The sequence below is a fragment of the Marinospirillum sp. genome, assembly GCF_014859565.1.
Genome location: NZ_JACUUA010000011.1, coordinates 1 through 12,512 on the forward strand (window position 1 = coordinate 1; position 12,512 = coordinate 12,512).

Genomic DNA, 12,512 nt, shown 5'->3' on the forward strand with positions numbered 1-12,512 from the left:
CCTGCACCCGGAAACAGTGGTTAGAGAACATGTGGAATGGGCGCTGGAAAGGCAGCTGAATTTGCTGCACAAACCATTTAATGCCGGAGAATATTGTGGAAATCAAGCCCATTAAAAATGATGCTGACTATCGTTCAGCATTACAAAGCATAGAGCAGCTGATGATAGCAGAGCCGGATACTCCTGAAGGCGAGAAACTGGATGTGCTGGTCACACTGGTTGAAGCTTATGAAGCTAAACACTTCCCAATGGAATTGCCCGATCCTGTCGAAGCTATCAAGTTTGAGATGGAGCGCAAGGGTTTATCTGTAAAAGACCTGGAACCGATGATTGGTAATGGATGGTAATCAGATAACCTGACCCAGCAGGTCAACCAGCTGCTGTTCCGTCTCACACCGCTTACAGGCTTCAAAAAGCCGTTTTGCTTCTTCTCCCCAGCGCAGACGTAATAATACTAGCCACTGTTTAACCCGCATAACTCTGACATCTTCGCGGTAGATTTGGGCATCCTGCAGTAGCCATTCCAGCAGCAGGCCAATCACCCGTTTAAAATCCACGGTTTCCACTTCTTCACCGGCTGTATGTTGTTTGATCTGTAAAGCCAGCCATGGGTTGGTCATGGCGGTACGACCCAGCATCACATCCCTGATACCGCTGACTTCAACACAACGCTGGTAGTCTTCTACCGTCCAGATTTCGCCGTTAGCCAGTACCGGTACATCCACAACTTCGGCAATACGTGCCACCCATTCCCAGTGAGCAGGTGGCTTGTATCCCTGTGTTTTGGTACGGGCATGAACCACCAGTTGGGTGATTCCTGCAGCATTGAGTGCACGGGCATTATCCAGCGCTAACTCTGTATCGTCATAACCAAGACGCATTTTGGCGGTCAGCATCGCAGAGGTCGGTTTTAGCGCTTCAGCCACCGCTTTGCTGGATTCATACAACTTGTCCGGGTAGCGCAACAGGCTGGCACCCCCCAGATTACGGTTGACAATTTTTGCCGGGCAACCAAAGTTCAGATCCACTACTTTTGCACCAACACGGGCGGCAACACGGGCATTGGAGGCCAGCGCCTGTGGATCACTGCCCAGCAGTTGGATATGCACCGGCACACCGGACGGAGTTAGGGCATTTTGTCGCAGCTCCGGACACAGACGGTAAAAAACCCGACCGGGCTGACGCCCATTGGTCACCCGAAGAAATTCAGTGACACAAAAATCCCAACCACCCTGACGAGTCATCAAATCACGGGTGGTGACATCCATTACACCTTCCATAGGTGCCAGTGCTACTAAAGGAGGAGTTTTAACGTCCAAAATTCACCTGAAAATTGAAAAAAGCGGCTTTTGCTGCAAAAGCGGCAGTTTACCTGCCAAGTTGCCGAAGTACATGACCAATCAGTCGTTTTTTCTTGAAACAGGTAAAAAATCCGGATGACTACTGGGTTGTTTTCCTTGCTCAGGAGCAAGTGCTTAACAAGGTAGTGATTCTTGTAGTTGCTACAAAAAAAAATCTGGTGCAAGGTTAGGTCTGTTTCAGGGGCACTTACCCAATAAGAGGACGTGCAATGCAAGATACAGATCTGATGATGGAAGGCTTTAACCTAATGCTCCTCGGCATGGGTTTTGTATTTGTCTTCCTGACCGTACTGGTCATCGCCACAACCTTGATGTCCAAAATTATCCTGCGTTTCTCCAAACCGGAGCCTGTTGTTGCTTTCGGCCAGAAGAAACCAGCAGTATCCGGCGGACAAAACCCGGATATGATTGCGGCCATCACTGCAGCAATTCACATGCATCGCCAGCGTCAACAGAAATAAAACAACTCACTTATTGACGAACGAATTCTGACTACTAGACAGGTAACGACCATGACTGCACCCAAGAAAAAGCTCGGCATCACCGATGTTGTCCTGCGTGACGCACACCAATCGCTGTTTGCCACTCGTATGCGTCTGGATGACATGCTTCCCATCGCTGAAAAGCTTGATCAGATTGGTTACTGGTCACTGGAAAGCTGGGGTGGTGCGACTTTTGATTCCTGCATCCGTTATCTGGGCGAAGATCCATGGGATCGTATCCGCGAGCTGAAAAAAGCCATGCCCAAAACACCACAGCAAATGCTGCTGCGTGGTCAGAACCTGCTGGGTTACCGCCACTATGCTGATGACGTGGTGACCAAGTTTGTTGAACGTGCCGCCGCCAACGGTGTAGACGTATTCCGTATTTTTGATGCCATGAATGACCCACGCAATCTGGAGCAGGCGATCAAAGCTGTTAAAGGATGCGGCAAACACGCTCAGGGCACCCTTTCTTACACCACCAGCCCAGTGCACACGACAGAAATGTGGGTGGATTATGCCAAGGTACTGGAAGACATGGGGGCAGACTCCATTGCCATTAAAGACATGTCTGGCATTCTGACGCCTTACAATGCTTTTGATCTGGTTTCACGCCTGAAGGCACAAACCGGTCTGGAAGTTCAGCTTCATGCCCATGCCACTGCTGGTCTGTCCGACATGACCATCATGAAAGCGGTGGAAGCCGGTATCGACCGGGTGGATACGGCCATTTCGTCCATGTCCATGACCTATGGTCACTCTGCCACTGAATCCGTGGTGGCGGCTCTGGCCGGTACAGATCGTGATACCGGTCTGGATCTGGAAGCACTGGAAGAAATTGCTGCTTATTTCCGTGAAGTCCGTAAAAAATACGCCGCCTTTGAAGGCTCTCTGCGCGGCACGGATTCCCGTATTCTGGTGGCTCAGGTGCCCGGCGGTATGCTGACCAATATGGAAAGCCAGCTGAAAGAACAGGGTGCTGCAGACAAGTTTGATGAAGTGCTGGCCGAGATCCCGCGTGTGCGTGAAGATCTGGGCTTTATCCCACTGGTGACTCCAACCTCGCAGATTGTTGGTACTCAAGCGGTTATCAACATCCTGATGGGTGAGCGTTACAAATCCATATCCAAAGAAGTGCAAGGCATCCTCAAGGGTGAATACGGCGCAGCACCGGCACCTTACAATGCTGAACTGCAGGCACGGGTACTGGAAGGTAAAGAAGCCATCACCTGTCGCCCCGCTGACCAGATTGACGACGAAATGGACAAGCTGGCCGCTGAGCTGAAACAAAAAGCCAAAGAAGATGGCATCAAGCTGGCCAGTGGTGGCAATGAAATTGATGACGTGCTGACCTACGCCCTGTTCCCGCAAATCGGCCTGAAGTTCCTGAAAAACCGTGGTGATGCTTCTGCCTTTGAACCCGCCCCAACACTGGAAAGTGCTCAGGCGGCCATGGCACCCAAAACACCTGCCAAAACGGGTGATGACTCAGGTGTTTACACCGTTAAAGTCAACGGCCAGGCCTATGTAGTGCAGGTTTCTGAAGGGGGTGATATTTCTGCCATCACCACAGCCGCACCGGCAGCAGCCCCCGCAGCTGCTGCTCCTGCCGCTGCAGCAACGGGTGAAGCCATCTCTGCACCTCTGGCCGGTAACATTTTCAAAATTCTGGTTAAACCCGGTGATGCTGTAGAAGCCAATCAGGTGGTCATCATCATGGAAGCCATGAAGATGGAAACCGAAATTCGTGCAGTCAACGCCGGTACTGTCGGAACCATCTCTGTACGTGAGGGTGATGCCGTACAGGTTGGCGACACCCTGCTGACTCTTTAAGCGGAGTTCTACCCTATGGAAAAAATTCTGCTGCTGTGGGAAAACTCAGGTTTGTATAACCTGAGTCCCGGTCAGTTGATTATGATGGTGATTTGTCTGGGGCTGGTTTATCTGGCAATTGCCAAGAAATTCGAGCCACTTTTGCTGCTGCCGATTGGTTTTGGTGGGCTGCTGGCCAACGTGCCGGAAGCCGGTTTGGCCTTGTCAGCCTTTGATCAGGCACTGAGTATTTTTAACCTGGAAACCATGAACCTGCTGGCATCTGAGCTGGGTGTCAGTTTAAATGCCGGAACGGAAGCAGCCAACAAGGTGATCCTGATGGATGCCATCAAAGGCATTGATGATCCTCAGGTAAAACACAAACTCTACGAGCTGGTATCACTGGCCGGATACACTGATGGTTTCCTGTATGTGTTTTATAAAGTGCTGGTTGCCTCGGGTATTGCACCGCTGGTGATCTTCCTGGGTGTAGGTGCCATGACGGACTTTGGTCCGCTGCTCGCCAACCCACGCACCCTGTTCCTGGGTGCTGCAGCCCAGTTTGGTATTTTTGCCACAGTGCTGGGTGCTGTAAGTATGAGCCAACTGGGTATTGTGGATTTCACCATCTATCAGGCTGCTGCCATTGGTATCATTGGTGGAGCAGATGGCCCCACCGCCATCTACGTTGCCAGTGTGCTGGCTCCAGAGCTGCTGGGTGCTATTGCTGTTGCCGCTTATGCTTATATGGCGCTGGTGCCGATTGTGCAGCCGCCCATCATGCGTGCCCTGACCACCCAAGCTGAGCGTGCCATTGTGATGACTCAGCTGCGTCCCGTTACCAAGCGTGAGAAGATCATTTTCCCACTGGCAGTACTGGGGCTGGTTGCCCTGTTCCTGCCTTCTGCTGCTCCGCTGCTGGGTATGTTCTGTCTGGGTAACCTGATGCGTGAATGTGGTGTGGTTGAGCGCCTGTCCGATACCGCACAGAATGCACTGATCAACATCGTCACCATTTTCCTGGGGCTGGCGGTGGGTTCACGCCTGATAGCTGATCTGTTCCTGACGGTAGAAACCATGGGCATCATGGCACTGGGTATTGTGGCTTTTGCCATCGGCACTGCCACCGGTATTTTGATGGCCAAGTTGATGAACAAGGTCAGCAAAATGCCCATCAACCCGTTGATCGGTTCTGCCGGTGTATCCGCTGTTCCGATGGCAGCACGGGTATCCAACAAGGTCGGGCTGGAAGCCAACCCGCAGAACTTCCTGCTGATGCATGCCATGGGTCCAAACGTGGCGGGTGTCATCGGTTCGGCGGTGGCTGCCGGTGTAATGATTATGTATCTGGGCTGATTTCTGCCCTGCAAAAAGAAAAACCCGGAACCAGTTTTATGGTTCCGGGTTTTTTGTGCCTCTCTTAAGTGGAGGCTTTTAAAACAGGCGCTGTTGCACTTGGTAGATAAAGCCAGAAGATTAAGCTGCCATTTGTAGCTGCGTGTGTTGCCCAGCCTCTGCAAAGAGCGCTTCCTCCCACAGATACCGCGTTTGCAGCTCTTCAACCAGTGCCATCAAAGTTTCTTCGCTCATACAAGGCTCCCTCTGCCTGTAAATCTACTACTTTGGGTGAATACCCATATTTAAGATGGCAGCTGACTCGCCAGCCAGCCACTGTTGACACATGAAGTTTTTTTATTTGAATTTCATTAACTTAAGTATAAATTTATCTCGCAACCGCACATTCAAGCCAAGTCGCTGTTTTGATTCAAGTCTGCTGGCTCCTTAACCAGAGTTATGCTAAAAGAGAAGCTTCCACGATGACGGAGCAAAATCATGGTTTTTGCCATCTATGAACAGGGATTGCGTATCCATACACCCAAAGAAAAACTTCTGGCTCGTCCGGGTGTACGTCAAACCCAGGAAACCAGTGCTACCCGCCGTCTGATGGATCACAATGGTGATGCCGAGCATAACCAGAACATCAGTGATCAAACGTGGATTCATGGTTACCCGGATGATTCCGGCGAAAAAAATCATCCACCCATCAACAAGGCGATGGAGGCCTATGTTGCAGTAGAGCAGAGCAAAAAACCGCGTGTACCGGTACTTCCCGCCCATCAAGTCATGCGCTCACCGGTCATCACCCTAAATGCTGATGCCAGCCTGAACGAAGCGTGGCGCATCATGAATGCTGAGAAGATTCACTATCTGGTGTTGCTGGATAACGAGGGTAAACCAACTGGCATAGTGAATGACCGCCAGCTTTTGCAAGAGGCAGCCGGGATTGGTGAGCTGAGCAAACAGGATGAGGTGAATCTGGCAACAATGGCTATCAGCACGCTGGTTGACACACCACTGGTTTGTGCCAGCCCGGATACCGATATTCGGGATATTGCACGGGTTATGCTGGCACAAAAGGTGCGAGCCATGCCCATAATTGATGATGACACTGGTGATCTGCTGGGGCTGGTTACCCGCTCAGACCTGATGCTGGGACTGGTGAATCAGACACTGGAAATCTGGACCTGATTTTTATGTTTCAGCGGCTTAGCGCTGATCATCAGCTATCCGCTTGGATAGAAAGCTTTAATTTTGCAGCCACCTCGCCATACCAATCAAAAATACTTTTCGGGTTACAAACACCTCATGCAACCCTTAGTAATATCCGGTAAAATGCCCAGAATTTTTTGAATGCTGCTGCCTTGCAGCAAAGAGCAACCAACAAACCTATCAGGAGCTTTCCTACTCATGGCGAAGAAAAACGCCTTTTACGCCCAATCCGGCGGCGTTACTGCAGTGATCAATGCCAGTGCTTGTGGTGTGATTGAAACAGCGCGTCGTCACAGTGATCAGATTGGCACTGTTTATGCCGGTCGCAACGGTATTCTTGGCGCACTGACTGAAGAGCTGATCGACACCTCAGCCCTGTCAGATGAGACTGTTGCCGCTCTGCGCCATACCCCGGGTGGTGCTTTTGGCTCCTGCCGTTACAAACTCAAGGACATTGACTCACACCGCAGCCAGTACGAACGCCTGATTGAGGTGTTCAAGGCTCACGAGATCGGTTATTTCTTTTATAACGGTGGCAATGATTCTGCGGACACCTGCCTGAAAGTGGCACAACTGGCTGAATCCATGGGTTATCCGTTAAAAGCGGTGCATATCCCCAAGACGGTTGATAACGACCTGCCCGTTACCGACAACTGCCCCGGCTTTGGTTCCGTTGCCAAGTATATTGCTGTTTCCACTCAGGAAGCGGCCATGGATATCGAATCCATGTGTGCCACTTCCACCAAGGTATTTATTCTGGAAGTGATGGGTCGTCATGCTGGCTGGATTGCTGGTGCCGGTGGTCTGGCCGGTCAGGGTGAAGGTGAACCACCACACCTGATCATTTTCCCGGAAATCCCCTTTGATCGCGCTACAGTGATGGCTCGTGTGGATGACTGCGTTAAAAAATACGGCTACTGCGTAATTGTGATTTCTGAAGGTGCCCGTTATGCCGATGGCACTTTCCTGGCTGATGCCGGTACCACTGATGCTTTTGGTCACAAACAGCTGGGTGGTGTAGCTCCGACTCTGGCCGGTATGGTCAAGCAGGATCTGGGTTACAAATACCACTGGGCGGTGGCAGATTACCTGCAGCGTTCAGCACGTCACCTGGCTTCAGCCACCGACGTATCTCAGGCTTATGCTGTTGGTGAGGCTGCAGTCAAACTGGCTCTGGAAGGCAAAAACTCGGTGATGCCAACCATCCAGCGCACCAGTGAAACACCCTATCAGTGGGAAATCGGTGAAGCCTGCCTGTCTGATATCGCCAATGTCGAAAAATTCATGCCGCGTGATTACATCACTCCGGATGGTTTTGGCATTAGCGCTTTGGGTCGCCAGTACCTTACACCCTTAATCCAGGGTGAAGACTTCCCACCTTATAAAGATGGTATGCCGCAGTATGTTCGCCTGCAGCACAAACTGGTCAGCAAAAAACTGCCGGACTTCCAGCCTTGATCTGAAGCTTTAAAGCAAGGCCGCAGGACTGTCGGTCTCTGCCAATGGAGGCCAGCGTCAGACGAGTCACGCACTCGCCGCAGCCTGAGAAGCTGGAAGCCTCGCCCGTGGCGCTTAGGGCGGGGGGGAGCAGTCACTCACGGATTTTTGGCAGCACCACCACCTGAGTTTTGGACAGGATGTCCGGCCAGGTGCGTTGCTCACGATCAAACTTCAACCATAGATAACCCAGTCCCAGACAGGTCCAGGACAACAGCCCGCCGATCAAACGTAAAAAGGTCTGCCGGGCATCCAAGGCTTTACCTTCCGGGGTTTGTACACGAATACGCCAGGCCAGCATCCCCAGCGTCTGACCACTGCGCCGCCAGAAGTACCAGTAAAAAAGAAAAGGCACCATCCAGACCAGGAGTTTGAATAACAGGTGTTCATTGGCCTCACCATCAGTGATTGCCACACCGATAAACCCAGCCATCATAAACAACGCAGACAGCAAGAACAGGTCATAAACCATTGCAGCCAGACGGCGAAAGAGTCCAGAGGGGTACACATCGTTTAAATGACCAAATACACGCGGCATAACTTTTTCCACTGATAATTTTGAGAAGTACATTAACCGGCTCGGCGAATCTGCCATAACGCCCAGATGGTGCAGAAAGCAGCAGGAATCAACACCGCCAGAGCAGGGGTAAACCCCCACAACAGAGCTGTTGGACCCAGCAGGTCCTGTATGAATTTGACCGAAAGCCCGATGATGACCCCATGAAACACCCGAGTCCCGGCCGGAACCGAGCGCAGAGAACCAAAGGTGAATGAGGCTCCTAACAACACCACAGCAAAAACAGTCACTGGCAGCAGCACCTTTTGCCAGAAAGCCAGCCAGTAAAAACCGGCTGCCTGACCTTTATCCTGCAAATAGCGGGCATAGTGCCATAATTTTGACGGTGGCAAATCCCGTGGATCAAAGGCTTGTAATGCCACAAATTCCGGCTGGATCGGCAAATTCATCAACAACTGCTGATGGCGTGTTTCTTCTACCCGCTCAGCAGTGAAATGCAACTCTCTGGCATCCTGCACCTGCCAGCCATGCTCTTCATAATTTGCCCGGGGGGCTGTCACCTGCCGTTTAAGCGTCCAGTCCTCATTCAGCTCAAACAAGGTAATACCCAGCAGCAGACCATCATCCCGCGCGACATTAATACGATAAAAAAGTGATCCTTCTTTTAACCACAAATCCTGAGCCGTGTTTACACTGCTTTGTTGCTGACCAGTGCGTTTTTCCCAGCGCCAGGTTTCCGCTGCCTGTACCCACTGCAGCAATAGATACTCACTGGCTAGCATGGCTACCACCAGCAACAAAAATACCGGGCGAGAAGCATGAAGAATCAACCTTGGAATGGATACTCCGGCTGCCCGCATCACGGTCAGTTCGCTGGTGGATGCAAGGCTGCCCAGACCGATCAACACCCCCACCAGTATGGCAATGGGCAGGAACATATAAAACCGCTCAGGCAGACGCAACAACATATACACAGCCGCTTCTTTTAATCCGTAACCACCGGCTAATGAAGTCAACTCATCCAGCATGGAAAAAATCAGATCCAAGCCAACAATCACCACCAGCACGGCCAGCGTGCCTTTTAAAACCGATGAAGCGATATAACGTCCCAGCAGCCTCATTTAGCAAATACTCCTTTGCGCCAGCAAAGCAGCAGCCCAGCTGCCAGAAAAGCACCATGCACCAGCCATAATCCCGGCCACAGAGGAAGCTGCCCTTTATTGACTGTACCTTGCAAAGACATCAACCCACCTAGAAACAGCATCTGCAATAAAAGCACCGGCAAAATAGCCATAAAACGCCCCTGGCGGGGGTTCACCTTAGTCAAAGGCAAGGCAATAAACACCATCACCAGCACCATCACCGGTAAACCCAGTCGCCACTGCAGTTCAACCTGCGAAGCAAGCAGGTCATTCTGTAAAAGCTCACTGCTCGGCATGGCTGCCACCTGTTGTCGCACACTCGGAGGCTGATAAATACTCATCCGCAACGCATAACGCTCAAACTGCAAATCGGTACTGCGCAAATCTTCTTGTGGCAGTACATAGCGGTGACCGTCTTCCAATAGCAGAAAGCGACTGCGAGTAGTATCAGTGATTTGCTGATAACCTCGCTCGGCCAATGCCAGGCTGCTTTCTTCTGCAGAGGACTGGGCAATAAACACCTGGGCCAGAGTTTGCTGATCCTCACTGATACCATCAACATACACTGCCTGATTACCAATCCGCACAAACTGCCCGGGTGTGATGGATTCAAAACCGGTACGCTCCCGCTGTTCAGCCATCAACAGGGCACTGGCATACTGAGTTTTGGGGGTTACATACAGACTACCCACAGCAGTGCAACCAGCGACCAGGAGCGCCAGCACCAGAACCAGTTTCAGCAGTTGGTTCTGGCTCACACCGCTGGACTGAATCACTGACATTTCACTTTCCATATACAGGCGACCAAAGGTCAGCATCAGCGCCAGTACAAAACTGATCGGTAGAATCAACTGCAGTGCATAGGGAGTATACAGCAGTGTCAGTTGCCCCAATACATCCAGGGATATACGCCCAGAAGCCGCCCGCCCCAGCAAACGGGCAAACCGGCTGCCAACAATCACCAGCAGCAACACACTGCTCACCGCCAGGGTGGTGATTAGCACTTCCCGCGCAATGTAACGATAAAGAATCAAAAAAAGACTCCAGTAAACAGACGATGCATTTCTTACATAAAGCCATTATCCTACAGGTGCATCAGGCTTGTCTTGTTACTGGCCAAAATGGCACCTCTATCTAACTAAACTGTTACGGAGCAGCTATGAATTTTAAACTGGTTACCCAATCTCCAGCCCTTACGGAAACTGCCTGTGTGGTACTTCCCGTTCTGCAAGAGGGTAGCCTTACCTCCAGTGGTGAAGCACTCGACAAGGCAACAGAATCCCTGATTCATCAGGTGATTGAGCGGGGAGACTTCAAGGCCAAACTTGGCAAAACCTTTCTGATGCCTTTTGCTCCCGGCGCTGAAGCCCAGCGCATCCTGCTGGTGGGCATGGGTGAAGAAGCTAAGCTTACTGACAACAAATTCCGCAAAGCCTGTCAGGCTGCTTATGATCAACTGGCGCAACTCAGCCTGCATGACTGCTTGATTACACTCGCTGATACCCCGCTGAAAAATCGTGATTCTGCCTGGAAACTGCGATTGCTGGCCGAAGTGGCTGAAACCAGCTTTTATCGTTTTACCGAATTCAAAACAGCTACACCACAAGAAGATCTACCTTCCGAGATCCTGTTTTTCTGGCCGGATAACCATGAAGGTATCGAGGGTGAAAAAGCTCTGCGTGCCGGTCAAGCCATAGGGCAGGGTAAAAACCTGGCTCGCACCCTGGGCAACCGTCCCGGTAACGTCTGCACCCCAATCCATCTGGCAGATACAGCGCTGGGACTGGTGGCAAAAGATTCAGCATTCACGACCACCATTCTGGATGAAAACCAGATGGCTCAGCTGGGCATGAATAGCCTGCTATCGGTTGGTAAAGGCAGCGACCAGCCGCCACGCCTGATCGTGGTGGAATATAAGGGATCCAGAGACCCAGAAGCTCGCCCCCATGTACTGCTCGGCAAGGGCATCACCTTTGATACCGGTGGTATCAGCCTGAAGCCCGGTGAAGGCATGGACGAAATGAAGTTCGACATGTGTGGCGCGGCCAGTGTACTGGGTGCATTGGAAGCGGTGCGCCAGTTAAAACCAAAACTGAACCTGGTGTTCATAATTGCTGCCGCCGAGAACATGCCTTCTGGTCGCGCCAGCAAACCCGGCGATATTTACACCAGCCTGTCCGGTAAAACCATCGAAGTATTAAACACCGATGCCGAAGGTCGTCTGGTGCTCTGTGATGCCCTGACTTACGCCGAACGCTTTAATCCGGACAGTGTGGTAGATATTGCCACCTTAACCGGAGCCTGCATCATTGCACTGGGTCACCAGACCACAGCCTTAATGAGTAATAACGATGAACTGGCCGCTGCACTGTTAAAAGCCGGTATAGATGCTGACGACCGTGCCTGGCAGCTGCCAATCTGGGAAGAGTATCAGGAACAGCTGGACTCCAATTTTGCTGACATGCAGAACATTGGTGGTCGCCCGGCTGGCAGTATCACTGCTGCCTGTTTCCTGTCACGTTTTGCTGAAAACTACCGCTGGGCGCATCTGGATATTGCCGGAACTGCCTGGAACTCCGGCAAACAAAAGGGTGCAACTGGCCGTCCCGTTGGTCTGCTGGTGCAATACCTGATGGATCTGGAAGCGGCTGTAGAATAATGACGCAGATCGACTTTTACCTGCTGCCGGAGGGTGACGGCAGCAGTCGCATGGATTTTGCCTGCCGTCTGGCTGAAACCATCTGGCGCAAGGGACACCAGCTGTATATTCAGGTGGCCGATGAAGCCATGGCCAGACAACTGGATGAACGCTTGTGGAGTTTTAAACCGGATGCATTTCTGCCACATGGGCTGCTGGGAAACCAGCCGCCATCACCAGTCGAAATTAGCTGGCAGGATGATCCCGGCAACCACCACGATGTGCTGTTAAATCTGGATTTAAAGGTACCGGTGCACTTTTCGCGCTTTCAGAGAGTGGCGGAAATCATTGATGACAGTGAGCAGGTACGAGAGCCCAAACGAGCGGACTGGCGCTTTTACAAGGAACGGGGCTACCTGATCAAGGCACATGATATGCGTCGCCGTTAAGTCCCGCAGGTGGAAAATCAGTAGCATGTAGGAGGTACAGCCAAAGCCATCACAGTTTTTGCAA

11 protein-coding genes and 1 pseudogene are annotated in these 12,512 nt (G+C 51.6%); 8 read left to right on the top strand and 4 right to left on the bottom strand.

Going from position 1 to position 12,512, the window contains the following annotated elements; translation table 11 throughout:
- Positions 1 to 95: 95 nt before the first annotated feature.
- Positions 96 to 335, top strand: a pseudogene (locus IBX50_RS03090) (transcriptional regulator); the annotation flags it as partial.
- Between the two features lie 12 nt (positions 336 to 347).
- On the opposite strand, the gene IBX50_RS03095 reads toward IBX50_RS03090, so the two are convergent.
- A complete protein-coding gene (locus IBX50_RS03095; RefSeq protein ID WP_292253205.1) occupies positions 348 to 1,319 on the bottom strand; it encodes a tRNA-dihydrouridine synthase family protein in 972 nt (323 codons plus the stop codon).
- Between the two features lie 251 nt (positions 1,320 to 1,570).
- Between IBX50_RS03095 and IBX50_RS03100 the strand changes: the two genes are divergently transcribed.
- The 5 genes from IBX50_RS03100 to IBX50_RS03120 all read left to right on the top strand — a co-directional run bounded on the left by IBX50_RS03100 (position 1,571) and on the right by IBX50_RS03120 (position 7,663).
- The gene (locus tag IBX50_RS03100) at positions 1,571 to 1,822 is read left to right on the top strand and encodes an OadG family protein (RefSeq protein WP_292253207.1); all 252 of its coding nucleotides are present in this window, start codon (positions 1,571 to 1,573) and stop codon (positions 1,820 to 1,822) included.
- 51 nt (positions 1,823 to 1,873) lie between these two features.
- Positions 1,874 to 3,676: a sodium-extruding oxaloacetate decarboxylase subunit alpha gene (gene oadA / locus IBX50_RS03105; protein WP_292253209.1), complete on the top strand. Its 1,803-nt coding sequence runs from the start codon at positions 1,874 to 1,876 to the stop codon at positions 3,674 to 3,676.
- Between the two features lie 15 nt (positions 3,677 to 3,691).
- On the top strand, positions 3,692 to 5,011 hold the full coding sequence (locus IBX50_RS03110; RefSeq protein ID WP_292253210.1) for a sodium ion-translocating decarboxylase subunit beta: 1,320 nt from the start codon (positions 3,692 to 3,694) through the stop codon (positions 5,009 to 5,011).
- Between the two features lie 477 nt (positions 5,012 to 5,488).
- Positions 5,489 to 6,184, top strand: coding sequence for a CBS domain-containing protein (locus tag IBX50_RS03115; protein ID WP_292253212.1), 696 nt, complete (start codon positions 5,489 to 5,491; stop codon positions 6,182 to 6,184).
- Positions 6,185 to 6,403: 219 nt separating this feature from the next.
- Positions 6,404 to 7,663 (top strand): 6-phosphofructokinase, encoded by a 1,260-nt coding sequence (locus tag IBX50_RS03120; protein ID WP_292253214.1) that lies wholly within the window; start codon positions 6,404 to 6,406, stop codon positions 7,661 to 7,663.
- 133 nt (positions 7,664 to 7,796) lie between these two features.
- Here IBX50_RS03120 and IBX50_RS03125 read toward each other — a convergent pair whose 3' ends face one another.
- From IBX50_RS03125 to lptF, 3 genes are read right to left on the bottom strand one after another with little or no spacing between them, the layout of a single operon-like run.
- Positions 7,797 to 8,240 (bottom strand): RDD family protein, encoded by a 444-nt coding sequence (locus IBX50_RS03125; protein ID WP_292253215.1) that lies wholly within the window; start codon positions 8,238 to 8,240, stop codon positions 7,797 to 7,799.
- Positions 8,241 to 8,272: 32 nt separating this feature from the next.
- Positions 8,273 to 9,340 carry an LPS export ABC transporter permease LptG gene (gene lptG, locus IBX50_RS03130; protein WP_292253216.1) on the bottom strand — a complete coding sequence of 356 codons (1,068 nt, stop codon included), beginning with the start codon at positions 9,338 to 9,340 and terminating at the stop codon, positions 8,273 to 8,275.
- Entirely contained in the window at positions 9,337 to 10,395 is a 1,059-nt protein-coding gene (gene lptF / locus IBX50_RS03135; protein ID WP_292253217.1) for an LPS export ABC transporter permease LptF, read from the bottom strand. Before lptF ends, lptG begins: the two co-directional genes overlap by 4 nt.
- 125 nt (positions 10,396 to 10,520) lie before the next feature.
- Between lptF and IBX50_RS03140 the strand changes: the two genes are divergently transcribed.
- Positions 10,521 to 12,020: a leucyl aminopeptidase gene (locus tag IBX50_RS03140; RefSeq protein WP_292253219.1), complete on the top strand. Its 1,500-nt coding sequence runs from the start codon at positions 10,521 to 10,523 to the stop codon at positions 12,018 to 12,020.
- Positions 12,020 to 12,448, top strand: coding sequence for a DNA polymerase III subunit chi (locus IBX50_RS03145; RefSeq protein WP_292253220.1), 429 nt, complete (start codon positions 12,020 to 12,022; stop codon positions 12,446 to 12,448). The genes IBX50_RS03140 and IBX50_RS03145 overlap by 1 nt, the downstream gene beginning before the upstream one ends.
- The last annotated feature ends 64 nt before the right edge of the window (positions 12,449 to 12,512 follow it).